This is a genomic window from Cryobacterium sp. TMS1-13-1, assembly GCF_004403125.1.
GTDB classification, from domain to species: domain Bacteria; phylum Actinomycetota; class Actinomycetes; order Actinomycetales; family Microbacteriaceae; genus Cryobacterium; species Cryobacterium levicorallinum.
The window spans coordinates 120,114-146,418 of the sequence record NZ_SOGX01000019.1 but is presented as its reverse complement, the minus strand read 5'-3'; the positions used below and the strand labels follow the sequence as shown (position 1 = coordinate 146,418).

At 61.4% G+C, this 26,305-nt stretch carries 23 protein-coding genes; 18 read left to right on the top strand and 5 right to left on the bottom strand.

What is annotated here, in order from left to right; all coding sequences use genetic code 11:
• Positions 1-89: 89 nt before the first annotated feature.
• Both E3T31_RS16660 and E3T31_RS16655 read right to left on the bottom strand, forming a co-directional pair.
• Complete coding sequence (locus E3T31_RS16660) at positions 90-1,553, bottom strand: SCO6880 family protein (RefSeq protein WP_134470402.1); 1,464 nt, start codon at positions 1,551-1,553, stop codon at positions 90-92.
• A gap of 2 nt (positions 1,554-1,555) precedes the next feature.
• A complete protein-coding gene (locus E3T31_RS16655; protein WP_134470400.1) occupies positions 1,556-2,857 on the bottom strand; it encodes a conjugal transfer protein TrbL in 1,302 nt (433 codons plus the stop codon).
• A 5-nt stretch (positions 2,858-2,862) separates the two neighbouring features.
• Here E3T31_RS16655 and E3T31_RS16650 point away from each other — a divergent pair, with 5 nt between their 5' ends.
• From E3T31_RS16650 to E3T31_RS16605, 10 genes are all read left to right on the top strand, one after another.
• Complete coding sequence (locus E3T31_RS16650; RefSeq protein ID WP_134470398.1) at positions 2,863-4,173, top strand: hypothetical protein; 1,311 nt, start codon at positions 2,863-2,865, stop codon at positions 4,171-4,173.
• Between the two features lie 376 nt (positions 4,174-4,549).
• Positions 4,550-5,353, top strand: coding sequence for a restriction endonuclease (locus E3T31_RS16645; protein WP_241978061.1), 804 nt, complete (start codon positions 4,550-4,552; stop codon positions 5,351-5,353).
• 450 nt (positions 5,354-5,803) lie between these two features.
• A complete protein-coding gene (mobF, locus tag E3T31_RS16640; protein WP_134470394.1) occupies positions 5,804-9,310 on the top strand; it encodes a MobF family relaxase in 3,507 nt (1,168 codons plus the stop codon).
• Positions 9,311-9,451: 141 nt separating this feature from the next.
• Positions 9,452-9,805, top strand: a complete 354-nt coding sequence (locus E3T31_RS16635) for a type II toxin-antitoxin system RelE/ParE family toxin (RefSeq protein WP_134470392.1) — start codon at positions 9,452-9,454, stop codon at positions 9,803-9,805.
• 65 nt (positions 9,806-9,870) lie between these two features.
• Positions 9,871-10,173 carry an XRE family transcriptional regulator gene (locus E3T31_RS16630; RefSeq protein WP_134360672.1) on the top strand — a complete coding sequence of 101 codons (303 nt, stop codon included), beginning with the start codon at positions 9,871-9,873 and terminating at the stop codon, positions 10,171-10,173.
• Between the two features lie 185 nt (positions 10,174-10,358).
• The gene (locus E3T31_RS16625) at positions 10,359-11,039 is read left to right on the top strand and encodes an alpha/beta hydrolase (protein ID WP_241978060.1); all 681 of its coding nucleotides are present in this window, start codon (positions 10,359-10,361) and stop codon (positions 11,037-11,039) included.
• A 312-nt stretch (positions 11,040-11,351) separates the two neighbouring features.
• Positions 11,352-12,113 carry an SDR family oxidoreductase gene (locus E3T31_RS16620; RefSeq protein WP_134470390.1) on the top strand — a complete coding sequence of 254 codons (762 nt, stop codon included), beginning with the start codon at positions 11,352-11,354 and terminating at the stop codon, positions 12,111-12,113.
• Between the two features lie 351 nt (positions 12,114-12,464).
• On the top strand, positions 12,465-12,884 hold the full coding sequence (locus E3T31_RS16615) for a sulfate permease (RefSeq protein ID WP_174844898.1): 420 nt from the start codon (positions 12,465-12,467) through the stop codon (positions 12,882-12,884).
• 36 nt (positions 12,885-12,920) lie between these two features.
• Complete coding sequence (locus E3T31_RS16610; protein ID WP_134470388.1) at positions 12,921-13,187, top strand: hypothetical protein; 267 nt, start codon at positions 12,921-12,923, stop codon at positions 13,185-13,187.
• Positions 13,188-13,195: 8 nt separating this feature from the next.
• The gene (locus E3T31_RS16605) at positions 13,196-14,425 is read left to right on the top strand and encodes a hypothetical protein (RefSeq protein WP_134470386.1); all 1,230 of its coding nucleotides are present in this window, start codon (positions 13,196-13,198) and stop codon (positions 14,423-14,425) included.
• A 1,069-nt stretch (positions 14,426-15,494) separates the two neighbouring features.
• On the opposite strand, the gene E3T31_RS16600 is transcribed toward E3T31_RS16605, so the two are convergent.
• The gene (locus tag E3T31_RS16600) at positions 15,495-15,800 is read right to left on the bottom strand and encodes a hypothetical protein (RefSeq protein ID WP_134470384.1); all 306 of its coding nucleotides are present in this window, start codon (positions 15,798-15,800) and stop codon (positions 15,495-15,497) included.
• A gap of 827 nt (positions 15,801-16,627) precedes the next feature.
• Between E3T31_RS16600 and E3T31_RS16595 the strand changes: the two genes are divergently transcribed.
• Both E3T31_RS16595 and E3T31_RS16590 read left to right on the top strand, forming a co-directional pair.
• Positions 16,628-16,822, top strand: coding sequence for an AlpA family transcriptional regulator (locus E3T31_RS16595; protein ID WP_134470382.1), 195 nt, complete (start codon positions 16,628-16,630; stop codon positions 16,820-16,822).
• Positions 16,823-17,025: 203 nt separating this feature from the next.
• On the top strand, positions 17,026-17,499 hold the full coding sequence (locus tag E3T31_RS16590) for a hypothetical protein (protein WP_134470380.1): 474 nt from the start codon (positions 17,026-17,028) through the stop codon (positions 17,497-17,499).
• A 605-nt stretch (positions 17,500-18,104) separates the two neighbouring features.
• Here the strand turns inward: E3T31_RS16590 and E3T31_RS16585 are convergent.
• The gene (locus tag E3T31_RS16585) at positions 18,105-18,686 is read right to left on the bottom strand and encodes a hypothetical protein (RefSeq protein ID WP_134470378.1); all 582 of its coding nucleotides are present in this window, start codon (positions 18,684-18,686) and stop codon (positions 18,105-18,107) included.
• 1,605 nt (positions 18,687-20,291) lie between these two features.
• Entirely contained in the window at positions 20,292-20,714 is a 423-nt protein-coding gene (locus tag E3T31_RS16580; protein WP_134470376.1) for a hypothetical protein, read from the bottom strand.
• 282 nt (positions 20,715-20,996) lie between these two features.
• Between E3T31_RS16580 and E3T31_RS16575 the strand changes: the two genes are divergently transcribed.
• From E3T31_RS16575 to E3T31_RS16550, 6 genes are read left to right on the top strand one after another with little or no spacing between them, the layout of a single operon-like run.
• Positions 20,997-21,287, top strand: a complete 291-nt coding sequence (locus tag E3T31_RS16575) for an acyl carrier protein (RefSeq protein WP_166788547.1) — start codon at positions 20,997-20,999, stop codon at positions 21,285-21,287.
• A 40-nt stretch (positions 21,288-21,327) separates the two neighbouring features.
• The gene (locus E3T31_RS16570) at positions 21,328-22,548 is read left to right on the top strand and encodes a beta-ketoacyl-[acyl-carrier-protein] synthase family protein (RefSeq protein WP_134470372.1); all 1,221 of its coding nucleotides are present in this window, start codon (positions 21,328-21,330) and stop codon (positions 22,546-22,548) included.
• Positions 22,545-23,447 carry a hypothetical protein gene (locus E3T31_RS16565; RefSeq protein WP_134470370.1) on the top strand — a complete coding sequence of 301 codons (903 nt, stop codon included), beginning with the start codon at positions 22,545-22,547 and terminating at the stop codon, positions 23,445-23,447. The genes E3T31_RS16570 and E3T31_RS16565 overlap by 4 nt, the downstream gene beginning before the upstream one ends.
• The gene (locus E3T31_RS16560; protein WP_134470368.1) at positions 23,444-24,502 is read left to right on the top strand and encodes a DUF4872 domain-containing protein; all 1,059 of its coding nucleotides are present in this window, start codon (positions 23,444-23,446) and stop codon (positions 24,500-24,502) included. The genes E3T31_RS16565 and E3T31_RS16560 overlap by 4 nt, the downstream gene beginning before the upstream one ends.
• Positions 24,499-25,116: a 4'-phosphopantetheinyl transferase superfamily protein gene (locus tag E3T31_RS16555; protein ID WP_134470366.1), complete on the top strand. Its 618-nt coding sequence runs from the start codon at positions 24,499-24,501 to the stop codon at positions 25,114-25,116. Before E3T31_RS16560 ends, E3T31_RS16555 begins: the two co-directional genes overlap by 4 nt.
• Positions 25,113-26,300: an ABC transporter permease gene (locus E3T31_RS16550; RefSeq protein WP_134470364.1), complete on the top strand. Its 1,188-nt coding sequence runs from the start codon at positions 25,113-25,115 to the stop codon at positions 26,298-26,300. Before E3T31_RS16555 ends, E3T31_RS16550 begins: the two co-directional genes overlap by 4 nt.
• Positions 26,301-26,305: the final 5 nt, after the last annotated feature.

Below are 26,305 nucleotides of genomic sequence, written 5' to 3'. Positions count from 1 at the left end.
GGGTTCATTGGCGGAGTGGCTCAATATTGACCGTCGCTCCGGCTCAGTTTTCACCGTCGCCGACCCCGACCCCTACGGCGAGGCGATAGTCACACGCTCCGACATAACGGCAACGCCGCCGCCGTGAACGCCTGCGCCTGCTGCCCCACCAGCCGCCGCGTCTCACACGACGCCTGAATTGCCGCCTGCTCGATTGACGCCACAGCGGCGTCGAGCTCATCCACAGTCGGCGCGGTCACGCAGATGAGCCCGGTGGTGCGCAGCACGCCGTGCCCCGCGGTGAGGTCGGCTTCCTGGTGCAGGAGGTCGTCGTATTCGGCGGTGGCGGAGGCATCCTCTATTTGGCCGATTCGGGTGCGTTGGTGGGCGTCGCTGATCAGCTCGGTCTTCTTCTTGCGCAGGTCGCGCGCGGCTTGGTCGGCGCGCACGGGCAGGTAGTGCAGCGATACCGTGCGCAGAATGCCGTTGGTGAAGACCAGCGGCGACAGAAACCCGGGGAACACCTGCGACCGGGGCCACTCGCTGATCCACAGCACCGCATGAAACGCACTGTCCGTGCGGAGATGATCCCAGCTCTCGGCGACCGCGACCGGCCCCGCCGTGGCCAGTGACCGCCCAACCAGAGGATGCCGCTCCAGATCGATACCAACGGCGGGGTCGTAGGCGGTTCGTAAAACCACAGCGAGCTCGTCGGCGGTGAGCCAGCCGCCGACCGTGAGGTCCGCCGCGCGCAGCGCCCCGGTCAGAGCGGTCATTTCCTGCCTCAGCACCGTCGCGGCGCCGCGCATGCCGCCGCCCTGCGTGCGCACCTGACGAGCCGCCGCGCTGAGATCCAGCGATAGAGCGATCGTCGTGGCATGGCGTTCCCCGGCAGGCCCGGCCCGCTCAATCAGATCGCGGTAGGTCGTGGCGGCCCAACTGTCGTCGTCGATGCCGTGCCCCTCCCACCACTCGGCCAGTCCGGTGCCGGAATCGGGCAGCGTGCGCTCCGACACCTGCAGCCGCGCGATCCGCCCGGACCGACAGGCGCCGGCTAGTACGCGCCCCCAACCGACGACGCGGCGATGTTGCTCGTCCGGGTCGAGCAGCGCGAACGCCGGGTGCGACACCGCCACGACCGCGGTGAGGGTTTGCGCGTGCGGGTCGTGGATCATGACCGCCCCCGACTCGGCATCGTTCCACTCGCGCAGCGCGGCCGCGTCGCCCGGCAGCGATAGGGTTCCCACCGGGCGCGGGCGGATGATGCGGCGCCGGTAGGTCAGCTGCTCATGACCCGACCGCCACGCCCAACGGGTGACGACCGGCATCCACTCGACGATCTTGCGCCCGCCGACCGGGATACCGGCGATCACCGCCGCGGTACCCCAGATCGGACTCGTCCACGCGACGCCCGCGGCGCCCGCCGTGTACAGAGCGGCGACGATGGTGAGAGTACCGAGCGACAGGGCGACCAGTTGCGGCGCTGACAGACCCAGCAGGATGCCGCGCTTGGTCAGTCGCGAGAATTGCACCGGGGCGAGGCGGTAGTCGGCGCGGTTCGTGTCGGTGTCCATGGCTACACGTCCTTGATTTTTCGTCCGGCTGGCAGTTCTTGCGGTGAAGCGGATGCCGATGGTCGCCTTGGGTTGGAAGCGGGCGCGCTCGGGGCGCTTGCGTTGCCGGCGTGCTGAGTGTGGGCATCCGCTTTCTGCGCGACCGCGTTGCCGATCTTTGGGCCGGCCTTGGCTGTGGCGCTGATGACCGCAGCTCCGGCGCCGACTCCCGCGGTGGCCACGCCTGCGCCGACTCCGACTGCTGCGCCGCCCGCTCCAGCGCTCGAGCCGGCACCAGCGTTCGCAGACGCGCCTGCACCCGAAGCGCCGGCAGCCGACGATGTGGGACCGGGGCCGCCGCTGCTGGACGAAGGGCCAGCCTGTATCGCTCGACCGCTGCCACCCGGGCCCAGAACCTTCTGCGCGCTGCTCATCATTGGTGCGCTCGGCACCGGCACGGGCCGGTTCAGCGCCGACTTGGCCTCTTGTTCGCTAGACATGGCGTGGTACATGTCGAGACCGACGAAGTTGAGGAACTTATAGGTGATGTAGGGCGCGAAGGCGGCGATGAACATGAGCACGATGCCGGCGATGGGGTCGCTGACGGAGGCCAGATCCGCATCGATCGGGGCCGAGACCTGCGCGACCGCCACCAGAAAGATCACGACGAGCACGAGTTTGGAGAGGATGAGCGCGACCACGAATGCGACCCATTTGGAGAACCAGCCTTTGGCGGCGTCCCAGGTGGCGCCGGCGAGGGCGATCGGTCCGAAGACGATCGCGACCAGCAGGAGTGCTTTGCGGATGAGGAGGGAGAACCAGACGATGGCCGCGCCGCTGATGGCGAGGCCGGCGAGGAAGATCGTGAGGATGGCGCCGACGCCGGGTGCGCCGGGGCTGATCGCGGTGAGGCCGACGGCGAGAAGCGCGATGCGGTGGCCCATGCCTTCCATCGTGTTGCCGCTGGCTTGCACGATGCCGATGGAGAGCTGATCGGTGATTTCGAGGAGCAGGCCGGTGATGGTGATGATAACGAACGATCCGAGAACAGATTTAGCGACGCCGAGCGCGGCACGGGAGAGCGCGGAGGGGTCGCGGTGCACGAGTCCGGTGATCAGTTGCAGGCAGAAGAAGATCAGGGTGACGAAGACGGCGAGGCCGAAGAGCACGTTGTAGACGTCGATGTAGGTCGGGTCGGTGAGGTCGACGAGGGTGGCGGTCGAACCCTTCCAAGGATGAGGTGATTTCGCGACCGGTAGCGATTTGGGAGCACCTGCGAAACCGCGGCGTTCCCGCGGACGAGATCGCGATCTATACCCAGACAAAGGTCGTGCCGGAAGACGCGACTCGTGTTACGTCTCTCGCGGAATTGCAGCCGCACCACACCCACATCATTTGCAACCGGGCACTGCAGGAAGGTTGGGATGATCCGGAGGCGTACATAGAGTACTTCGATGATGAATCGAACTCTTACGTGCGAATTGCACAGGTGATTGGCCGAGCGCTTCGGCAGCCCGGTGCGCAACACTACGAAGACGACCGGCTGAACACTTCAACGCTGTTTGTCAGGGTCGCAAGTAAGACGTTCGACGCTATCGTAGCCGGGCTTAAAGCTGAGTTGAGTCTCTATGCGACCGATGACGCAAATCCGAGCGGTTCGAGCGCGATCCGTGTGGTGACCCGGAAAGATCCACTGCCGGCGATCCCAGTAAAGCTTGGCATCGGCGTAGATGTTTTCCTGCCGCAGTACCAGCTCGGGGAAGCTGAACTTGACGAAGAGATCAAACTGATTGAGGCCCTCTCCCGCCAGCCTTTTGCAAACGATGATCTTATTTCGAGCGGGCAGAAGAGCATACAAAAGATCTCACTTCGGGGTGAAGCCGATAGCACCCGTTATGAGTTAATAGCGGCAAGCATGCGCCGAAAGAACGGCGAATACCTACGTCGCCGAATTCAGATTCGTAGCCGGCACTGTGCGCACCTCTTGGAGCCCGAACTTTTCACTGGAACGGCCTTCGACCAGTGGTCGTGCGGGGGATCAGCTGCCCAGGCGCTGCTGTCGGAACGCGCCGCACACGTCGTTGAAGCGTTCGAATCGACGGTCGAGCTGGTGGCCGTGGAGATACATGGCGAAGAGACTTGGCGACCGACTGCGCATGTACCGACGGTAAATCGATTCCACGAGTTCGAGCACTCTGTCCATGAAAAGTATGCACAGAATGCGTTCTTGCCCGAGGAGCTGGCGTTCGCGAGAGCTCTTGACTCGATGGGTCAAGGTGTTTGGATGCGGAATCCTGTTCGCGGTGACGGCTACGGCATGCAGCTTCCAATCAAGGTTGGAAGTTCCAGTACTTTTTATCCGGACTTCCTCTGGTGGGTCAATGGTGAGTGCTTCGCGATCGACCCGACGGGTGCCCATATTCTCGAAGACAAGGTTCGGGGCAAACTCTTGTCCATCGATCTGCCGAAAATCGTTCTTATTACGAAAGGCAAGGTCAGCTCTGATTGGAGTACCACCACCGATACGGATGGATACACCCTCGTACGGCCAAGGAAGAATCGGAATCCTGCTCCCGAATACGTGGCATCGCTGCCCGAAGCGTTGAAGCGGATCGCCGGTAAGGCCATCACCGCATCCTGATCTGCCCACGCCTCTTGCAGATTGAGGCGGACAGGGCATTATCGCTGCAGAAGTCACGCTGCATGCCGTTGTTGGGAACGACGTTCTCGGTCTGCAATGATCAGAGTCTGAACAGTAGGGATATAACTTGGGTGCAGCGTGGGTTGTTCGATCGGGCCGGCATGGGGAACGAGACGCGTGGGCGCTGACTGCCGGGGTTTCCGGTGGCGGTTGGCAAGAAGTGCCTGATCTGACTGAATGCAGCACACGCGAGGAGGTCGGCGCAGTTCTATCTCAGGTGTTCCCTGACTTCAGCGGACCGACCCTCGCCAACTACACAGGTCAGATGTGGGCGCTGCGGTCCCGCGTTAGTTCAGGCGATCTTTTGGCTATGCCCATGAAGACGACGAAGCAGATCGCACTCGGAAGAGTCACGAGCGGCTATCAGTACATGGCCGATGAAGTCGATCCGGACAAGCGTCATGTCGTGCGGGTGCAGTGGCTTATGACGGATCTGCCGCGCTCGGCTGTGAAACAGGACCTACTGTTTAGCCTCGGCTCAGCGCTTTCCATCTTTGCCCCCTCGAAGAACCATGCAATATCTCGCCTTGAGGCGTTGCTGGCGACTGGCATCGATCCGGGCCAGTTGCCCTTCCAAACTGCAGTCAAGATTCCGGGTGCAAAGTCAACGATTCCCGAAGAGGACGATGTCGATGAACCCGAATTGCACACCGACATTGTCGAGGTAGCGAGAGACCGTATAAGTGCGCGTATTGCCGAGGAGTTCGCAGGACATGAATTGACCGCGCTTATAACGGCGATTCTTGAGGCAGAGGGCTTTACTTGCACCATGTCTCCACCTGGCGCTGATGGCGGCATAGACATCGTCGCTGGCCGTGGTGTCCTTGGGATGGATTCTCCGCGTGTAATCGTCCAAGTGAAATCCGGCGGGCAAACAGGAGATTCCGTTGTTCGTGATTTGAGTGGAGTTGTTCACACGCAGGGAGCAGATCAGGGCCTCCTCGTCGCGTGGGGCGGTCTCTCGAAACAAGCGCGTGGGACCGTTCATGGCCAACAGTTCAGGATGCGCGTTTGGGCCGCTGAGGATGTCGTCGACGCGGTCATGCGTTTATACGAGAATCTTCCGGAAGACATACGATCCCGACTTCCCCTCAAGCGCGTTTGGATGCTGGCAGAATAGCCGTTTTGCACGGCATATTGCTGATCGAATGGTTTGGTCGTCATGGAGACCGCGATACGCAAATGTTCTGGTTGAGCGGGCTGCCCTAGTGAGCTTGTGGGTGGATTCGTGGTGAAATGTCGGTGATTCCTCCTGAGATACGACAGCATTTTCTTTCGGAGTTCCAAGAGAATTGTGGCGCTGGAGCGCTTCCGGCTTTGTGCTGCCGGTGGCACGCGTTCCAAAAGTGGGTTCCACCGCGGTGTAGGACCGTGGACCCCGTTCATCACCGCCGGCCCTAGCGCTGTACCGCTGGGTGCCTCCTCCCGAACCGGTTGGGCGGTCCGGACCATGCGTGACGATACCTGAGGCTTCTCGACCCGTTCCGTGTGTATTCCACGACGTAGAAGGGTCCATTGAAACCACTCGTAGCTCGCGGCGCACCTCTCTTGCAATGGTGGAGGTGGCCGGATGACTGTGTCGATGCGGGTGATGAGCGCCGGCGACGGGTACAAATACCTGCTGCGCACGGTCGCTGCTGGTGACGGCAAACGCCTTCTGTCGACCCCGCTCACTCGGTACTACACCGAGGAGGGCACGCCGCCGGGCCGGTGGATGGGCGGAGGGCTCCGGGGTCTTGGCGATGGGCTCGTGGTTGAAGGCAATGTCATCACCGAGGCACAGTTGCAACTGCTCATCGGATTGGGCCGCGACCCGGTCACCGGCGACCCCCTCGGGCGCGCCTACCCGGTCTATCGCACCGCCGCCGCGCACGCCCTGGACGGGCCACGCGGCGACGGTCACGGACCTACCGAGCGGGCCGCGGCATCCGCTGTGGAACAACCGGACGAGAAGCGGCGTCGCGCCGTCGCCGGCTATGACTTCACGTTTTCGATTCCGAAGTCGGCAAGCATCCTCTGGGGTGTGGGCGACGCGGCTACGCAGGAGCGCATCGTGGCGGCCCACCATACGGCGGTGGCCGAGGTGCTGGCGTACATGGAGCGCGAGGTCGCGGCGACGCGCACCGGCACGACGGCGCAGGGCGGCGCTGTGGCGCAGGTCGATGTGACCGGGCTGATCGCGACGGCGTTCGATCATTTCGACAGCCGGGCTGGCGACCCGCACCTGCACACGCACGTCGTGATCAGCAACAAGGTACAGACCGTGCTCGATGGCAAGTGGCGCTCGCTCGACGGTCGGCCGATGCACGAGGCCGTGGTGGCGCTCTCCGAACTGCACGAGAGCCTGTTCGCCGACGAGCTCACGCGATCGCTCGGCGTGCAGTGGCAGCAGCGGGAGCGGGGGCGAGATCGCCACGCAGCCTGGGCTCTGACGGACGTGCCTGACGCGCTCGTTGCGGAATTCTCGACGCGGTCCCGCCACATCGATGTCGAGACCGACCGGCTGATTGAGGAGTATGTGGCCAGTCACGGGCGGCGTCCGACGCCGGTGACGATCATGAAGCTGCGCGCGCACGCGACTCTCGCTACGCGGCCGGCGAAGCAGGTGCACTCGCTGGCGGACCTCACGGCGGCGTGGCGCGAACGGGCTGCACGCGTGCTTGGGCACGAGATGTCGACGGTCGCCGAGTCATCTCCGGTGTTGCTGAATGCGGAGGATTTGCCGCGCGCGGCTGTGGATGCGCTCGGGGTGAGCGTGATGACGGCCGTCAGTGAGAAGCGCGCCACCTGGAGGCACTGGAATCTCACGGCCGAGGCCGCGCGTCAAATGATGCCGTACCGGTTCGCGTCGGCCTCCGATCGGGAAGCCGTCGTCGGCCTCATAGTGGATGCTGCCGAGCGCGCGTCCCTGCGCCTCACTCCACCCGAGCTCGCCCCGAGCCCGGTGGAGTTTCAACGCGATGACGGGACGTCAGTGTTTCGGCCGAAGCACTCCGTCGTGTTCACCTCGACGGAGCTGCTGGACGCTGAGACTCGGCTGCTCGAGCGTGCTGGGCTCTTGACGGCGCCACGGGTGGCGCTCGGTACGGCTGCTTTTTCGCGGTTGACGGGTGGCGGGCGGCTTGCCGAGGACCAGCTTGCGGCGCTCGCGTCGGTTGCTGGTTCGAGCCGCGTGATCGACGTGCTGGTCGGACCGGCCGGCGCGGGCAAGACGACCGCGATGAACGCCCTTCGGCGGTCCTGGGAATCGGTGCACGGTGCGGGCTCGGTCGTCGGGCTGGCTCCCTCGGCCGCCGCCGCGAAGGTGCTGGCGACGGATCTTGGGATTGCGACGGAGAATCTGGCGAAGTGGTGGCAGACCCATATTGACGAGGGTTCGTCGTTTCAAGCTGGGCAGCTCGTGATCATTGACGAGGCATCCTTGGCCGGCACCATGCCACTCGACCGGGTCACTGCGCTGGCCGCTTCAGCCGGCGCGAAGGTGCTCTTGGTCGGCGACTACGCCCAGCTGCAGTCGGTCGATGCGGGTGGTGCGTTCTCGCTGCTCGTGCACGATCGAACGGATGCGCCCGAACTCACGGACGTGCACCGCTTCGTGCACGAGTGGGAGAGGACCGCCTCCCTCGGTCTGCGCCAGGGCAACCCTAACGTGATCGACCTGTATGCCGCGCACGACCGGCTGCGCGATGGCAGCACGGAGGCGATGGCGGATGCCGCTTACGGGGCGTGGCGGGCGGACATCCGCTCGGGCAAGTCGACCGTGCTGATCAGCGACTCGAACGAGGCCGTCGCGGCGCTGAACGTGCGCGCTCGCAGCGAGCTGATTCTGGAGGGGCGGGTCGACGCGCTGCACGAAGTTGCCCTGCACGACGGAACTCGCGCCGCTGTCGGTGACACGGTCATCACCCGCCGGAACGATCGGCGGCTGTACGCGTCCAAAAGCTGGGTGCGCAACGGCGACCGGTGGGCCGTGATCGGGGTGCATCGGAACGGTTCGGTCGACGTGCGGCGGCTCGGACGCCGGTGGGGAAGCACAGTGCTGCTGCCCGCGTCGTACGTCGCTCAGCATATCGAGCTGGGCTACGCGGTCACCTCGCACCGTGCGCAGGGAATCACGACCGACACGGCCCACGTCGTCGTCGCGCCGAGCATGCCGCGCGAGAACCTCTACGTCGCGATGACGCGGGGACGCGAGGCGAACACCGCCTACGTCGCCGTCGACCGGCCCGACGTTGCTCACGTGGGGCCGCGGCCGGGCGACGCTGCGGACGTGACGGCGCGCAGCATCCTCTGTGGCATTTTGCAGCACGTCGGCGCCGAGCTGTCCGCCTACGAGACTCTGGTCGCCGAGCAGGATGCCTGGGGTTCGGTGGCGCAACTCGCGGCGGAGTACGAGACCCTCGCGGCAGCAGCGCAGCACGACCGGTGGGCTGCGCTCGTGCGAGCGAGCGGGCTTTCGCCTTCGCAGGTTTCGGATGTGGTCCATTCGGATGCCTTCGGTCCATTGACCGCGGAGCTGCGGCGAGCCGAGGCCCACTTCATCGACGTGGCAACTCTGCTGCCGCGTGTGGTCGCGGCCCGCGGGTTCGAGGACGCCCAGGACATCGCGGCGGTGCTCCGGGCCAGGGTCGCGGCGGTCGTTTCACACGACACCGGCGCAGGACGGACTCGCCGCACGCCGCGTCTCATAGCCGGGCTTATCCCGCGTGCGCTCGGGCCGATGGATGCCCCCATGCACCAGGCCTTGGCCGAGCGCGCCGACCTGATCGAGGCGCGAGCCAGTGTCGTGCTCGATCAAGCGTTGCTCGCGGGGGAGCCGTGGACTCGAGCCCTCGGGGTCGCGCCGCGCGGGGCGGCATCCGCTGCGTGGCACCAGAACGGATGCACCGTCGCGGCCTACCGGGACCGCTACGGCATCGTCGGTGCGAAGCCTCTTGGTGCACTACCGGAGTCCACGGCACAGAAGCTCGATGCCGCTCGCGCTCGCGCCGCGCGTGAGGCGGCGCAGCGCCTGGGTCAAGACCAGCGCGTCGATGCTCTGAGCCGGTCGAGAGTACTCGCAGGACTCACTCGATGAGGACCGTCCACAGATTGCGCCAAGGACGTTCGACACCGCGACCGTCCCGAATACGCTCTATGCACTGGCTAGGCATGAACCACACAATCTCACGTAAACCGTAGATGTAATACACCCTGAGAGTTATAGTTTGGATATGACATGTGGGCCGTTGACCTGACGCTCATCGAGGATTGGCTGAGCGACCTCGACGATGATTCGTATGAACAAGTGATCGCCGCGATCGAGCTGCTCGCCGAAAGGGGACCGCAGCTCGGCCGACCGATCGTTGACACCGTGACTGATTCTCGCCATAAGAATATGAAGGAGCTCCGGCCGGGTTCGGCCGGAAGATCCGAGTTGCGCGCACTGTTTGCGTTCGACCAGCGACGGAAAGCCATCTTCCTCGTGGCAGGTGACAAGGCCGGAAATTGGAAACGTTGGTACAGAACGAACATCTCGATTGCCGATGACCGATTCGATGAACACCTCAAGGGATTGAAGAACGACAACTGAATTGCCCGCCCCTCAAGCCCAATATCCAACCACGATGTTCTAATCAACCAGAAGAGACCGAGACTATGACCAGCCTTGACGACATGCTCGCCCGGCGCCCAGTAGATCGGGCCGCTGTCGACGAGCACAAGAAACGGATGCTCGACGAGGTGCGTGCCTATCGCCTCCGTGAGCTCCGCGAAGCGAACGACCTCACTCAAGTTGAACTGGCGGCGTTGCTGCACGTCACTCAGAACCGGATCTCCCGCATTGAGCACGGTGACATCGAACGAACCCAGGTCGACACACTCCGAAAGTACGTTGAAGCAGTCGGCGGCCGGCTCAAAGTTGAAGTCGAGATCGGCGAAGAGACCTACCAGATCGCCTGACTGGTTCGGCGGCCGTGCAGGCCGGGTCTCCGCTTCTCGCTGACAGCGGTATCGAAACCCAGCAGTCCATCGCCACAGTCACGTCGGCGGCTGTCTCGATGCCACAACCGACGCCGTAAGGGACGTTGGTCTAGGAAAATGGCGCGACTCTCGACCCGCGGGGGGAGGACTGGCAGGATGTGTGCATGACAACCCAGATCGTTTTGGTTCCTGGATTCTGGCTCGGCGCGTGGGCCTGGGATGACGTTGCACCCCTTCTCGCTGACCGCGGTTACGCCGTTGCCGCCCTGACACTGCCGGGCCTTGAGCCGGACGATGCAGCCCGCGGCGAGGTGACGCTCGATGACCACGCCGAGGCCATCGCCGCCGCGCTCGATCGCGGCGCCGATCGGCGGGTGCTCGTCGTCCACAGCGGCGCGGCGCTGCCTGGGACGATGGTGCTTGACCGCCATCCCGGCCTGGTCGATCACGTAGTCTTCGTCGACACGGCGCCTGTCCGCGATGGCTTTGCTATGAATGCCGAGCTGCAAGATCAGGAGTTTCCGTTATCGGCGGCGTGGGACAGTGAGATGGCCGCGGGCAGCATGCGCGATCTCACGGATGAGCAACTGAGCACTTTCCGGGGCCGCGCCGTACCGCAGCCCGGTCACACCGTCAGCGACCCGGTGGTTCTGTCCGACCCGGATCGGCTCGCCGTGCCCGGCACTGTCATCTGCACGGGTTTCCCGAGTGCGGAGTATCGCTCCTATGCTGAACAGGGGTGGGATTTCTCGTCGGGCTGCTGGATCACACCGCGCTCGTTCTCGTCGATCTGCCGACGGGTCACTGGCCGATGTGGTCGCGACCGGTCGACCTCGCCGAGCTGATCGACCACGCCGCAGTCAGCTGACGGCCGGTGGCAACCTTCGAGCTTGGGCGCCCTTGCCGCGCTGCCGTCAAAACCTTCGCTGAGACTCACACCGACCATGAAATCATTTGTGTCAGATTCAGGACTTCCGGCGGCACGGTTGCTTTCATTGGCTACGCGACCCTGTCGAGAACATCCTCCACCCGGGTATGCGAGCCTAACTAGCGTGAACAGCGGGAGTGAAAGCTGATGACGGTCCCTCACACGCTCAAAACGTCTGCCAGAAGGGCAGTGACGGCGTCATTCCACTCCACCGGAAGGATTTCTAACCATGAAGATCGCCATCGCCGGAGCAACCGGTGCCATCGGCACACACGTGCTGAGCACAGCCCGATCCGCTGGCCACGAGACCATCGCGTTGAGCCGCGCGGCGGGCATAGATCTGACGTCGCCTCGTGGTCTCGCGGATCGGCTCGTGGGCGTAGAGACCGTCATTGACCTCACCTCCACAAGGAGTCTCTCCGCCAGGGTTTCCGTCGCGTTTTTCGCCACCGTGACCGAAAATCTACTCGCTGCCGAGCATGAAGCAGGGGTGCGGCACCATGTGGCACTCTCCATCATCGGGGCTTCGACGGCGAACTCCGGATATTATGCCGGGAAGGCCGCTCAGGAGCGGAAAGTAAAGAATTCTGATGTCCCCTGGTCGCTGCTGCGCACAACCCAATTCCACGAGTTCGCCGAGCAAACCGTGAGTCGCGGCAGCATGTTCGGCCTTCAACTTGTTCCCGCCATGCGGTCCCAACCGATTGCCGCCAGAGAAGTGGCCGTGGAAGTCCTGCGCATCGCCACGGGCGAGCCGCTTGGCCTCGCGCCGGACCTCGCCGGTCCGCGCGAAGAAGACCTGCCCGACATGGTGACACGATATCTCAACGTTCTCGGCCAGAAACGTCCCGTCTTACGTGTTAACCTCCCCGGTGCCATGGGCCGGGCCATGCGCCATGGAGGACTGCTCCCTGCATCCGGCACGAGGCTGGGCAAGCAAACATTTCAGCAGTGGCTCGACACGATCGCGAGCGTCCGGACGAACCCCTGACCCAACACATTGCGGATGTGTTCTTGGCCGGCGCAGGGACTAGACCCGGCTGGAAGAATCAGATCTCGACGACCAAGACCCGGTCGATGTCCACCGCGGCGTCACGGTCTGCGCGCGCAGTACCGGACATTTTCGTTCGCCCGCCATACTGTGCCGAATGTCGTTGAGCGGATGCGCTCGAACAGGCGCGGGGGAGCATCCGCCCTGAAGCGTGCGAGCGGCTCTTTCGCCTGCGGGCATCCGGTTCTACAGTGTTGGTAGGCAACCTCTATTGCGCGCCGTGGCTCGTTGCGATGGCATGACTTTCCGTCCTTTCAGGTTCTTGTTGCCGAACATCTGAAAGGCCGCGCCATGTTCGAGCCCATTCTGGCCACCGCCGCCCGCAGCTACTTCTTCATGCGCCGGTTCATGCCGACCGCCATTGTGATCGACACGATCAACACGCGGCGCGGGCTGAAGTGGGGCGTGCTGGCGATGCTGCTCGCCGTCCCGTATGCACTTGCCGCTATCTATTGCCGAGCACAGGTCGAAGCCGGTGCGCCTGCCTGGCTGAACCTGATCGTGATCTTGTGTCTGTGGAACACGCTCAAGTTGCTTTTGATTGGGCCGATCAGCCTCCTGAAATTGATGGCGGCGCGCGTTCGTGAGGCCGTGGCCCGCCGTCGCATGACCAAGGCACTGCACGCGTCGGCCGCTTCGACGAGCCGGTGCTCGTGTCGAGACACGGCTGACGCCACGTCACAGCCGGTGCACCTCCTGATAGCGGCATGATTGGCTCAGACACGACCGCGCACAGGAGGCTTCGCTATGACGATCCCGCAGGAGCAATTCGACGACCTGCTCAGCCGCACCGCGCTCGCTGCGTTGTTCTACTATCCGGAGGTCGCTGTCGACGATGACGGTCGCAACCTGCAGAATGACATCGCGTACTGTCTGGAACCCGTCGCCGGGATCGCGGACGAGGACGTTGAGCGGATCCGCGTCGCAGTCGGGCGGGTGATTACCAATCCGACGGCGCATCGCTCTGAGCTCCTTGCTCTGGTCATCGAGCTGGCTCCGCCGCTTGCCGAGTAGCCGCGATCATGAACGACCCACCCGAGGAAGCTGCCGCGCCGTCGAAGGCGCGGGTGGAGCATCCGTCTGTTGATGATGAGGCGGAGAGGCGGCGTCAGTATGTTGCGGCGAATCGCGACCGGATCCGCGAGCTGAATCGGCTCTGGCGATCGGAGCACCTGGACCGGGCCCGGGAGCTGAATCGGGATTCGATGCGTCGGGCCGCGGCTCGCCGGCATCGGGAGGCGGAGGTGCGGGCGCGGGGGAGGGAGCGGGCGAAGCTGTGGCGGGTGGCGCATCCGGAGCGCCGGCGGGAGTATCAGCAGCGGTGGGTGGCGGAGAATCGCGAGAAGGTGCGCGAGTACTACAACCGCTATTACGAGTCTCATCGCGACGAGGTGAATGCCCGGGCCGCGGACAGGCGGGATGCGGACCCGGAGCGCACGAAGCAGATCACGCGCCAGTGGGCCGAGCGCAACAAGGAGCGCCGGGCCGAACTGCAGCGCAATCGTCGCAGCGACCCGGAGATCTACCAGTCCGAGCTGGAGGCCAACGCGGCGGCGCGACGGCTGAAGCGCAGCCTGAGTCGGGCCGGCCTCCCGCCGAAACTTCTGCACGCGACGACCGCGGCCGAGCGTAGGGCGAACGAGCGCGAGGCCGACGCCTATTTCAATGACCCATCGCGGCCCGAGCACCTGCGGCAGTTCACGGTGTTCGCCGAATCGCTCACCGAGCACATGCTCAAGAACGGCGCCCGCTTGCGCGAGTTCGCCGACGCCTACGTGGAGACCAGGTCGCGTATGGGACTCCCGCCAATACCGGTGGAGACCATCGTGTACGCCCGCGTGGTCGAAATAGTCGCAGAGCGGATGCGGCGGGTCGACCTGTTGACAGGCCGCGACGTCGCGGCGGCCGTGCGGACCACTCAAGCAGAAGTTCGAACAGTGGAGCGGCGAATGCAACTCGATCAACTCGTGAAAACGGTAGTGGCCCACATTCACCGCGACGATGCGCGTCTCAGGCTCGCCGCGAAGGAGGAGAACGCAGCAAGGGCTCACCGGGGAAGGCCGAGTGTGCCAACCGAATCGCTCGTCATGAAGATCGCACTGCACGAGATTATGGAGCGTACGCCCAGAAACGGCCTGACGATCGAGGATGCTCGAGTCGCCGCTCGCATCGCGAGGCTGCAACTTGCGGTGTCGATTGAATCTCGCCGTTGCGTGGTGGAAGAGAAGTATCACCAACGGTCACTTGGATAAACGGCGGTCGCTGGGTGAGTCGGCGCTCTGACGCTCAAGGGTCATACGATGAGCGGCGTCATCTGTTGCGGCCATCCCCAACACTCGCGAGTCTTTTGATCGCGGCGTCGTTCCTGGCGCAATCAGTCCTGCAATCCTCGACCCGGAACTACGTGACCCGACAAGCCACGACGGTCACTGGTCAAGAGGACATCCAACGCTGCGGGTATTCCCGAGATGTGCGGGCGAATGGGAGCAGTTTTGATATCGGCGGCGATCCGAGCGTCCATGCCATACCGGAAGCGAGTGCCAGGCGAACCGCCCAGAATGCTGAGACGCGAGATCCAGATTGTTTTCGACGTAGCCGAGGTGTTGGTCTGCGTCGTGCAGGGCGTTTGCCGTCCGGTCTGCGTGAGCAGCGTCGACACTATCACCCGAGTCGGTGAAGGCTCCATCTTGATGCTCCAGATTAGCTGATGCGACCTGGTCGAGCACCTGCTGTAGAGAACGTACAGCAGAGAGCAGGTTGCCGATCACGTCGTACGTTTGCGCTGGGTCGCTGAACCTGCGCGTCGCGTGTACCAAGGCGCGCAGAGCCTCGCGGGCGTCGTCGGTATCAGCGATGGAATCGCGGCAGTCATGACGTCGCCGTCGTCAGATGACGCGGCGGACAATACCTCGCCGCGGATCGTGGGGTCGCACCGATGGACCGGAAATCATCGACGTCCCCCACGCTGACGTCCTCACCCCAAAAAGGCGCCAGCTACCGGGCTGCACAGCACCGGGATTGAATCTTTACCTTCAGTCCGCGCCGAAAACGCGGTACGACAATGCATATAAAAAGTGGCTCAGTTTTGACCGCCGATCGTGGCTCACTTTTTAACCGCCGTCGACAAGTCATCGAGATTTCCTACTCGGCGGCCAACACGGGTGGTCGCGAAGTGCGGCTATCTTGGCGAGCCCCTTGGGGTCGGAATCCTCACCAGAAACCGGCCCGAACTCCATAACCAATAAGTCTTAGCGTCGGATATTCGACGAATTCACAAGCCCTGCTCGCGGTAGAAGGTTCCGTCGATTGATCAGCGGCGGGTCATCGAGCGGCGGGGCGGCGTGCGGATGCGACCGTCGATTGCGGGGCGGCCGTCCGGCTGCGGAGTCTTCCTGTGACGCCGGAGAGGGCGGCGGCTGCCGAGCCCTGAGCAGCGAGGGCACGGGCGCGCTTGTTCTTGGCGCTGATCAGGCGCAACAATTCGTTGCAATTCGGGTTCGAGCACTCGAAGAGCACGACGTTCCCGACACGCGTCATGTCGCGGCGCTGGTGGCAGCGGTAGCAGTCCAGCCGGCCCATGACGATGAGCAGCTTGGGGTCGGTGAGCTCCTCAAACGTGGGGTGCAAACATTTGGGGCAGGTATCACGCGCGCAGGCTCACTCGGTGACGCGGCCGTGCATGACTCCCTCCGTCGGTAGCTCGCATTAGGCACAGATCGGCGGAGGAGCCTTGGAATTGAACGCGGTGACTCCTGTGGCGTCATGAGCGTCCGTCATGGGGAGAGGACAGCGCCGTGCAGGTCGGCACGGAAGGGCCAGTAGATCGTGATCACGTCCCCTACGCGGTGGCCCCACCCGACTGTTTGTCCTGACCATTGACGCGCCGAAAACTCGCAATTTCCTGTTACCGCGGTCGTGCGCGCTCATTCTGTTTGCAGAGGAGCTAGCCTCGCGCATTCCTGGAGCGGTCTCTTTCGTCGCAGCGATTCCATTGGCAATCGCTGGTGGCCGCGGCTTACTCCACCGTCGCTGAGGGTTCCGCCTGCGGGCACCTGGCCGGGGATCATGTCACGACAGTCGTGCCACTTTGGGCACCAGAAGCCCTTCGAAAGTGCCAGAATCAGTCCGTTTCAACCCGTAGGAATTGGGTAGATATATCTACCAATTTCCGCCAAATCACGCGGAACCTGGGGGAGGGGAGCTGCCAACATTGGCGGTTCGGTTCGAATCATTTCTTGGTTCGAGTCCAGGTACCCCCGCACTAAAGGCGCAGGATTCCGCGGCAAAATTGACCATCGCCCACCCTGCTCGGTAGGCCCAAAGTGGGCCAAATTACCATGAAGTACACCACAAACCCTCTCGAGGATTGTTTGGTCGTTGTTGAGCCCGGCCCCGTACGGTACTGTCCCGGCCTGATCAGGCTGCTCACGGCTCCCGTGGAGCACCTGTTGGGTATGGACGCAACGACGCAAATCACACCCACGTTTCTCGCCCAGCGGGAACTCGCGGAGCTGCTCCGAATGCCCGAGCGCACACTCGAGGACTGTCGCCTGATGCAGACCGGGCCGCCCTATTTCAAGCTCGGCCGGCTCGTGCGGTATGACGTGCACGACGTGCTTACCTGGGTTCACGAACACCGTCACGGTTAGATCGACGTGCAGCAATTGGCGAACGGGAGGTATCGTGCCCGCGGCACCAGCCGTGACGATAGCGGGGCCCGGCATCGCCACGCAGTGACGGCTGATACCCGCGACCAGGCTATTGCCGAAATCCATCGACAAGCGAGGGCGATGGCTACCGGTGGTGCCGGGGCCCTGTCACCGTCGAGCACGGTCACCGACACGGTAGAACTGTGGCTGTCACAGGTGCTTACCGCGCGCCGCGGTGCGGGGGAGTGCGGCTCGAGCACCTGACCGTCGGTCGCTGCGATCGCATCCTTCAGCGAATTCTGGAGGAGAAGAAGACCTCCAACGCCCGGCGTGCGCGTGCGGTGCTCAGTCTCGTTTGTGGCTACGCCGTGCGAGACGACGCCCTTATGCAGAACCCCGTGTGGGACGTACAGAACCTGCCGGTGTCACCGCGCAAGGAATCCGCCCTCACGCCAGCGCAGATCACCGCCATCCGTGGGCGCATGCAAGTGGGGCGGTTCAACCGCGACGACGGGCACCGCCCCAACTATCGGGCGCTGATCGACGGAATTGACACCTTGATCGGCACCTCGCTGCGCGTCGGCGAGTGCATCCGTCTCGGCCGCTGCGACGAGGACATGAGGACCCTGCCGCCGACCCTCATCGTCAGCGGCAGAATCGTCAGCAACGAGGCGTAGGGAACGCACCGCAAGAACTCGCCCAAGCGGTCTCGGAAGCGGCGCAGCATCGCGCTGCCGTCGATGGCCGAAGCGGCTGCGCGGCGTCGTCTGGCGCTTGCCGAACCGGATCCGGAGGCGTTCCTATTCCCGACGAAGACCGGCCGCTCATTGAGCGTCAGCAATTACGAGCGACTGCTGCGCACATTCGTCGAGGACGAGCGCATCCACCTTCTCGTACTGGACGTTGACGTTAACGAGTACACGACGCACATCTATCGGCGCACGGCACTTCGGCAGTGCCGGATGCGCTGCGAAATGCAGCGTTTCACTTCCAGCGAGACCACGTTCAGAACGCGTTCAGGATCTTCTTGGTCCACCGGGAACGGCGAGTTGGGGCACAAAGTCGTTTCCGTCGGCGTGATCGTCAACTTTGATGCAGCCCCAGAACTCTGCCTAGATTCCAGCAGGCCCACCCTTCCCACCTCCCCAAATGGTTTCTGCGAAGAACGGCCGCGGACTTCCACCGGGGGCCAATATCTTCCTTCTCGTGCGCCGCTAATGCGACATCGATCGACTGGGTAGATTCAACAGCCCATTTCGATGATCGTCGTGAAATTTTTCACCTAAGCTCCGCTTTGGTTCGAGCTGCTCTTGAAGTCGATCCAATCCAGTATCTGAAAACGCGCCGGTGCCTTTATGGACGCAATAAACCGTTTCAGCTTCCGCTGATAAGTCGCAGACGTCATGTAGTTGGACAAGTCTCGAACCAAATCAGACTTCAATTCCTGCATGATATCCGGAACGGTAGCATTGCCAGGAATTCGTTCAGCCTGCGCATAGTCGAACTCACCACGCATCAGAACCAGCAGGTTTCTGTCGGATCTCCCTAAATGGATCTGCAAGCCATTGAGGATCTTCTCGGTAGCGATAGTGAATTCCGACGAAAGATCGTTCCGGTCGGACTCCGCCTCGAAGCGCAACAGATCGATCTGTGCAAGTGCATAGTTCATCCCGGCAAGGCGTCGTTCACGAATTCCCTGTCGTTTGCTCCCGATCGCAACTACCACGGCGATCCCGATAGTGGCGATCAGACTCATGATGCTGACGGCGAGCATCAACTGGTCGAATGGGCGAACCCCCGCATTTAAATCGATAGCGCAGAGAAATTGCTGCAGGTCAGGGATTCTTGGATTCAGACAGTTCATGCTGAAAGGCTACTGTAGCCGACGCAAGAATACAGCCAAGAGACCTCTCGATCCTGGAGTGGGCCCCTCAGATGAAAGGATTCTATCAACGCGATTTGACCAGCCGCGAAGTCGTTAGATCCTACGGATTAAACTGAAGTGCGCGACTTCACTCTATTTTGTGGCGGCTTTCAGATCCTCTCATCGACCGCTTGTGTGCCTAGGCGCAGCCTATCGAATTCGATACGCGGGTGCCAATACCTAGAATTGCGCTCGCATTTCGCCAGGTTATCCCGAGGCTATGCCCGTGCTCAAAGTCCATGGAATTGAATTCGTACGTGAGTCGACTCCGAGCACCTTTCCGCCTTTCGTCTATACCTCAATAGGTAAATCCGCGATCCAAAGTGCGGGGGCTACGCCATCGACCCAGGCATGCAAACCGAGGTGAACCCTTGCTGGCATGTTCAAAGAAGATAGCAAAAAAGTGTGGTAGGGGCCGTAAATAATTTGATAGGAGACCAATCCGCGGCCTGCCCGTCTTATCCAATAAGACTACAGTTCCCTGGCGAGTTGCTATTCATTGCAGCTCCTGCGTATGTTGGAGAATTTATTGGCTAGGCAATGTAAAATGTGAGCCACTGTGAAGACCTGTGTGAGTTGAAAAGCAATGGAGAGTATGACCTAATCAGATATGACCACGACGCTAACGACGACATGTTCAACCAATATTCTTATTCAGGGTGGATTTTGGAGGTACGTATTGAATACTTGATATTTTTGCGTAAACGAGTAAACTGCTCTCAAACCTTGATTTACTTCTATGCATAGAAGTGATCGTGGCGGAATTAGTGTTTTTAGTCCTAATCAACAGTCTGAGTTTAATTTATATTCGCTTGGCCGCGGAAACACTAGGTAGACTGAGCGCGGCCTGCCGAGGCGCCTCATCCCGGTCAGGGCAGTCCCAATGGCGGTGCATCCAAAGACCCTGTCGGAATAGTCACCTGTCTCGATGCCTGAGAGGTTTCCGTCGCTCGGGATCAGTGGTATCCAACGACAGGCACCAAGGACGACGCGGGACAGATTAGTACCTGCGCGGACCATTCCTCGGGGAAGTGGCTCCTTATATCGGCTGGATAACCTCTAGATGCGCTTGGGTCTTTACCAGGAGCAATGGTGTCCTACTTTCGGATGGTGCCGCCGATGGCCCGGACGTGTAGCTCACCACTTCCGGAAGCTTCGAAGATGCCGCGTGCACGGTCACGACCTGCTGCTTGCGTCGGCACGATGGCCCTAGCGCGGTCGGAGCCAGGAACTCGGTCTTCCTAGTGTCTGTCATTATGGCGTTGGACAATTCGCTCGCTAAATCGTTCGGCTTTCGTGTTGCGGCCTATTGATACCTACGGCTTAGGCGTCGTGCCGACGCATGTTCGATTGGCTCACAAATCTACTCATGCATTTTCGGCCGCTTCTGCCCCGCCAGTATGAGTGCTGATCTTTTCTCAGACCGGGCCAATAACTCGCTCGTTCTGTCGCCGCCAACGGGGTGGCAGAACGCGGCTCCATATTGGGCAGCTCAGCTATTCGCACTCCCGGAAGCTGCCACTTTGTGAACCGCTTGCGGCAGTCCTAGACCACGCGATCCACTGGCGGCACAATATATGCCTTTCCAAAATAGGTAGTTAGTAGAAGGATCAGTGCTGAGCACGCCAGAATTCCATCCACTATCCCCGCGGGAAGCATGAAAACCATCAACGTCATGGTAACGACACTGTTTAAGCATGCTAAAACGAGTCCCCAAAGTCGATTTCTCAGCACGCCAACCGCTCCAATGATTCGAGTGATGCCGAAGATGCCGCTGAGAAGCATCATCTCAATGAGATGTTCTTGAAAGAACGACACGTTAAACGAGAAGTATCGACCCGTGGTTGTAATATCGATGCCGAACGCGATAAGTGGAATGATTGCAAGAAATGCCCCCAGCTCCATGAGGCCTCCATGGACAATCATCAGGATTGCGGCAATACGGTATCGGATGTCTTGATGCGCCATGCCTGAATCTTAGGGTGATCGATAGGCATGCGTGTGCCGGCGATTACGTGCATCCGCTCCGGCCAATTCTGGGGACGCCCCGCCACCCGATACGCACTGCGCTGCGCACTTTTGGCCACTTAACATCATCCGTCCTCCCCCACTTCGGGGCATCCACCCATAAACGTCTCTGATTCGGGTTCCCCGTCAGCTAAGTTATTTGCATAAGGAGCTAGCTGTGAGTAACAACAGCTCTGCCGTCTTCCGTGGGGGAAGCGGGAATTTATTGGGGGAGTATTTTTGATGTCGAATGCAAGTCTGGAATACAGAATCGTCGCTGCAATCATTGAGCGGCTGGGCCTTGAAGTCGAGGCTTCTGACGTCAACGCAGATGCTCCGATCTTTGCCTCGCTCTCCGAGGGCACCGAGCACGAGGAATCATCTCTTAACCTTGACTCGATTGACATCCTTGAGGTCGTTCTAGCACTTAACAGTGAGTTCGACGTCGATATACCTGACGACCGACCGGAGGTGTTCACCTCGGTGCGCACTATCGCTGAATTCGTTCGGGAACAAGAAACCGACGCCGCCTGATCGTCCGCCGTTCGCGCTTTACGAACAAGGGTTGAAGATCATGAATACTAAGGTTTATATTACCGGAATCGGGCTTCTTAGCCCGATTGGAAACACGGTGAGCGAATTCACCGAATCATTGCTGCACGGACGAGACGGTTTCCGACCCGTCCTTTCTTTCGACACGACGGCATTTCCCTACGATCGCGGTGCGCTCATCGGGGAATTCCCGCAAGATTACGCAGACGTTGTTGCGCAAAACCCGAGTTGGGAAACCGCGGAGCACTATGGCGTTCACTGCGCGACCAGGGCCCTTGCGGATGCCGGTCTGACATCCGACGATTTGGATCCCTTTCGCACGGCAGTCGTTGTCGCATCATCGACTGCTGGGGTCGAGACGAGCCACCACTATGCAGAAAGCAAGCTCCGGGGCGACCTAATCGTCGGTACCACTCTGGTACACACGCCAGGCACTGCTACTTCCGCCATCCGGCACAGTCTTGGTCTCCGCGGCCCTCAGGCCTCGGTCTCGACGGCGTGCGCAGCGGGTAGCAATTCGGTGGGACTCGCCTACGATCTGATCAGAGCTGGAAAAGCGGACGTAGCGATTGCAGGTGGTGTGGAGCCGATTTCTATGCTCTCGTACTCCGGGTTCACCCTCCTGAAATCGCTGACTCACGACGCGCTGCGGCCGTTCGACGAGCACCGTGACGGTACGGGTCTCGGAGAGGCTGCCTGCATCTTTGTTCTAGAAAGTGCGAGCTCAGCTATTGGTCGTGGAGCAACGATCTATGGGGAAGTCGCGGGCTACGGAATCTCGAACGACGCCCACCATGCCACGGCTCCTGACCCCAGCGGTCGGGGCGCTGTGATTGCCATCGAGCAGTGCCTCGAGGACGCTGGACTCGAGATCACCGATGTCGACTACATTAATGCGCACGGGACCGGAACTCGGTACAACGACGTGATGGAACTGACGGCACTCGCGGGAGTGTTCGGTAGCCATTTGAAGAATGTTCCGCTCAGTTCGACCAAGCCTCTCCATGGACACACTCTGAGTTGCGCCGGGAGCATCGAACTGCTCGTGTGCCTTGTCGCTCTCAAAGGGGGTTTTGTTCCGGGCAACCTTAATACGGACGAGACGATGCATGAATTCGTCGGGCTCTTTATGCCGAAAGACACGGTGGAGATGCCGGATATGCGGGTGGCGATCTCCAATTCATTCGGTTTCGGCGGCAATAACACCTGCATCGCCGTTCGCCGCTACGTTACAAACCAGTGACGCCCGACGAGCAGGCAATGCCGGCTCGGCGCAGCGAGCACCCGGTTTTGGAACCAGCAAGGCTGGTGTTCGGCCAATTGGGCATATCCGTCGAGCCGTTAGCAGTCGTCGTGATGGCTTCGGGCGTGAATTACCTGGGCCAATACGCTAAGACGTTGGAAGCCTTCGGAGGATTTGATGGAGCCTTCGATCTGTTCGAAGCGGCCGGATTCAACTGCGAACAATTCCGCTCCAGCGATCCTCATGTCTTCCTAGAGGCAGCGCGTCGGGAGCATGATCTCTTAGAACGGCGGTGGAAAGCGACGGCTATGTTCTCGTATTTTCCCCAGCGACTCCCGCATTCCGACGTAACAGCGATTCTGCCGGTGGCCCTAAGCGAGTTCACGGATGAATCGGTGCGAATTACTTCCATCTCCGACGACCGCGCCGTTTCCTACGCCGACTTCGTTGAGACAGAGCTGGAGGTATGGGGATATGCGGCGCCGGTACCTTCCCTCCACGCCATAATCACGCCCAAGCGTTACCTATTCGCCGAACGTGCGCGTCGTTCCCTCCGGCTGCTGCTTCAACGCATGCTGAACGCAAGTGACGGACTGTGCGTCCTCGACCAGTTTCTCGCGAGCCGACCCGACCGGGCTGAAATAGACCGATATCGCGCGCGACTCCGCGCGTTCGGCTGCGGCGATCTCTCCTTCTTTCGTTCAACAATCACGGGGGCGATCGACACTTACGGAGAGTCATTCGTCTCTGAAAAGACCCGACAGGGATTCGACAAGTCCGCCAAGTTGCACGTTGCATTTCTCGCCGGCGACGACGCAGCCCTAGCCGAAATTGCTCAAACCGAACGCACCGCGCTTTGTAATCCGCGCCGTGCCACGATGCTGCAACGAAAATCATGAAACTCACCCGGCGCACGGAATGGCCCACACCATATCTCCGAGGATCGCACTGCTTCTCTACGATGCTGGCGAACGTGTTTGCTGATACAGAATTCGATATCGGTGAAGAGCTCGCCTACGTCATCGGCGGGGGGCTTAGTTTCCTTTTCTACCGTGAGAATGACACCTATTACGTGAACAGCAGAATCCACGATCTCGAACACTTCTTTGCGCGCCATACGGGCTCCCGAGTCGACTTCGTGTCGCACTCCACAGCAGATGAGATGTTGCGTGTCGCTGGGGAATGGGCCGTCGCGGGCTTCCTTCCATACGTATATTGCGAGGCCAGAGAACTTGAAAGTTTCCGGAGGGTGCTGCCGTGGGGCCAGGTGCATCCCTTCGGCGAACACGCTCTTCCTATCCGATCGATTGCCGCCGACGGCTCGCTCATGTGCAATGACTACTTGTGGAGTGAGTTGTTTTCTGTCAGCCGGGACAACATCGACGCGGCGTCGTCGATGCCCAGCGACGGTCTGTTGAGCATGGCGGCTCCCGCGCGTCGTTTCGCAGTGGGGAGGATCGTACCCCCGGATCAAGTCCCGGACATGCGGGAGGTGCTCGCCGTTTCGCTTGAGGAGACTGCAGAACTTTTTCTGACTCCAACCAACAACACGCAAGGGCAACGTGCACTCAAAGCGTTTGAGCGTGAATTGGCCTCAATGCCTGAGATAGTCCCACACGACCGGATGCGCACCGAATTACTGTCGATGGCGACGACGCTCGAAAAGATCGGAACAGGTGGGGGCGCTGGCCGGCACTTGTTCGCTCGTGGTCTGCGCGTTTCTGCCGACCGGTGGGAGATCCCAGAACTAAGAACGGTCGCGGGCAGATACGCCTCGCTGGGCGGTCGGTGGCGTTCACTCGCCCGGCTGATGCATCGCCATTCTCAGCTAGTGGATCCAACCTTGGGCTGGCGAGAGTTAGTGCTCACCGTACGTAACATTCGTCGAAGCGAAGTCGAAGCGGTCAGCGAACTCCTCGACGTGTCGTCGTCGATTCTTGGCGGACGCTCGTGATTGCGGTTCAATGGATTGACCGGTCAGACAATTCCATCGCCTCTCAGCTCGGAGGCGGCTGGCGGTTGCGTCGTGCGGCGAGTCGCGCATTGCTGACCGAGACTATCGATGCGTTCGGTGTCGGTCCGTACTCGGTCCGACGGGAACTAGGTCGCCGTCCGGTATTGGACCCGGCAACCCATCACTTCTCGATGTCGCATTCGGGCAACCTCACGGTGTGCGCGGTCGCCGAACGAAACGTCGCCGTTGACGTCGAACTGCTGGGGACTGCGCGAGCGATCCGGCTTTCGGAGTCCCCGCCCGCCCGTTTCTTTACAGAGAAGGAGCTCCGTTCGATTACAGCTGACCCTGCACGGCTGGTACACCTTTTCACGCTAAAAGAGGCATGGTCCAAGTACGGGGGAATCGGGCTCGGCATAGGGCTGGGGTCGTTCGACGAACAGTCGATCCGCGCCCAGCACGAGCATGTTGAGTTCAGCGCCGTCAATTTACCCGGCGCCGCCTGCACGGTCTGCCATCACGCCGACGAAACGCTGATCGTACAAGCTCGTGCCCTGAGCGCTTCTCAAGTGAATGCCGCCGAAGTAACCGACCGCAGGGAGCGCACACAATGATTCGAATAGCACTGCGGGACGTCATCCACTTTCGACGCGAAGCCGTTGGCGTCGTCAGCCTCATCACAGTGGGCATAGCCCTATTCGTCGTCGCCCTGTCATTCGTCGGGTCGATAGGGCAAAACGCTGACCGATTGCTCTTTGGAACCATCGGCGCAACCTGGGTTGTTCAGCCCGCGACGACTAGCGATGTGATCCCCTATAACTCTTCATCGTCCCAGCGTTTCCTCAAGACGTCGGGAGCCGAGTCCCTGCGAGCGCGTTTGGAGATGACGGCAACAATTTCCAACCCGAAGGCGGGCACCGACCGCCCGGCCAGCGCGTCGGTCGCTCTCGTCGGCACAGATCTTAGCGAGGAGACTGAGCTCGCCGACAATTTCGGCGTACCGAGCCAGGGCATCGAGTCCGGCACGATAGACCTTCACACTCAGGTGGCGCGGCAACTGGGAGTCACGGAGGGCGACGAGGTGCTTGTTCAGGTAGGTCCGGAATCCCTGACATACCGGATTGCGCATGTCTTCACGCCCGAGTACCCGAGCTTCTTGCTCGACAGCTGGGCAATCGTCGATCGTTCGGAGCTCGCCCAGGCGGTTTACTCCGACGACGCCCGTGTCAACACGCTTCTTGTCGATGCTGCGGAAACCGATAGGTCGCGCGCCGCAATTCAAGACGCAGTGGACGAGATCGACGGAAAAGCAAAGTTGTCGCTCTGGGCAGACACTTCCTGGTCGTCCCTTATGCTGGCGCCACAGATCTGGGGAATCCTGCTTGTGGTGATCTCGAGCTTCACGTTCGCGGTAATTTGTATCGGGCTTACGTCCCTCGTGTATGCGGCCATGCTCGCCAGGGTGCGTGATTTTGCTGTAATCAAGACCGCCGGGGCGCGCTCAGGGTTCCTTCGCCGCATGTATCTCGCCGAAGTGATCGTCCAGTACGTCGTCGGGTACATTGCGGGCGCGATCGTCGCGACTCTAGTAGTCACGGTCGTAAATGCCGCGAACATATCGTCAAGCAATTCGGCCTTCAGCTTCGCCGTGGGCAGCACGGCTCTCGCGCTTGTTCCCACATGGTGGGCGTTCCTGGCACCGCTGGTGGTCGGGTTTGTTCTGACGATTGGTGTGCTCTGGTTCCCCATCCGTTCTGTATCTTCCCAGCCCGTCCTCGAACTTCTGGAACTCCGCTAATGACA

What these genes read in the sequence shown, in the direction of transcription:
- E3T31_RS16660 (WP_134470402.1), bottom strand. Translation starts at nt 1,553, where the DNA reads ATGGACACCGACACGAACCGCGCCGACTACCGCCTCGCCCCGGTGCAA.
- E3T31_RS16645 (WP_241978061.1), top strand. Translation starts at nt 4,550, where the DNA reads ATGAAGACGACGAAGCAGATCGCACTCGGAAGAGTCACGAGCGGCTAT.
- mobF (WP_134470394.1), top strand. Translation starts at nt 5,804, where the DNA reads ATGACTGTGTCGATGCGGGTGATGAGCGCCGGCGACGGGTACAAATAC.
- E3T31_RS16635 (WP_134470392.1), top strand. Translation starts at nt 9,452, where the DNA reads ATGTGGGCCGTTGACCTGACGCTCATCGAGGATTGGCTGAGCGACCTC.
- E3T31_RS16630 (WP_134360672.1), top strand. Translation starts at nt 9,871, where the DNA reads ATGACCAGCCTTGACGACATGCTCGCCCGGCGCCCAGTAGATCGGGCC.
- E3T31_RS16625 (WP_241978060.1), top strand. Translation starts at nt 10,359, where the DNA reads ATGACAACCCAGATCGTTTTGGTTCCTGGATTCTGGCTCGGCGCGTGG.
- E3T31_RS16620 (WP_134470390.1), top strand. Translation starts at nt 11,352, where the DNA reads ATGAAGATCGCCATCGCCGGAGCAACCGGTGCCATCGGCACACACGTG.
- E3T31_RS16615 (WP_174844898.1), top strand. Translation starts at nt 12,465, where the DNA reads ATGTTCGAGCCCATTCTGGCCACCGCCGCCCGCAGCTACTTCTTCATG.
- E3T31_RS16610 (WP_134470388.1), top strand. Translation starts at nt 12,921, where the DNA reads ATGACGATCCCGCAGGAGCAATTCGACGACCTGCTCAGCCGCACCGCG.
- E3T31_RS16605 (WP_134470386.1), top strand. Translation starts at nt 13,196, where the DNA reads ATGAACGACCCACCCGAGGAAGCTGCCGCGCCGTCGAAGGCGCGGGTG.
- E3T31_RS16595 (WP_134470382.1), top strand. Translation starts at nt 16,628, where the DNA reads ATGGACGCAACGACGCAAATCACACCCACGTTTCTCGCCCAGCGGGAA.
- E3T31_RS16585 (WP_134470378.1), bottom strand. Translation starts at nt 18,686, where the DNA reads ATGAACTGTCTGAATCCAAGAATCCCTGACCTGCAGCAATTTCTCTGC.
- E3T31_RS16580 (WP_134470376.1), bottom strand. Translation starts at nt 20,714, where the DNA reads ATGGCGCATCAAGACATCCGATACCGTATTGCCGCAATCCTGATGATT.
- E3T31_RS16575 (WP_166788547.1), top strand. Translation starts at nt 20,997, where the DNA reads ATGTCGAATGCAAGTCTGGAATACAGAATCGTCGCTGCAATCATTGAG.
- E3T31_RS16570 (WP_134470372.1), top strand. Translation starts at nt 21,328, where the DNA reads ATGAATACTAAGGTTTATATTACCGGAATCGGGCTTCTTAGCCCGATT.
- E3T31_RS16560 (WP_134470368.1), top strand. Translation starts at nt 23,444, where the DNA reads ATGAAACTCACCCGGCGCACGGAATGGCCCACACCATATCTCCGAGGA.
- E3T31_RS16550 (WP_134470364.1), top strand. Translation starts at nt 25,113, where the DNA reads ATGATTCGAATAGCACTGCGGGACGTCATCCACTTTCGACGCGAAGCC.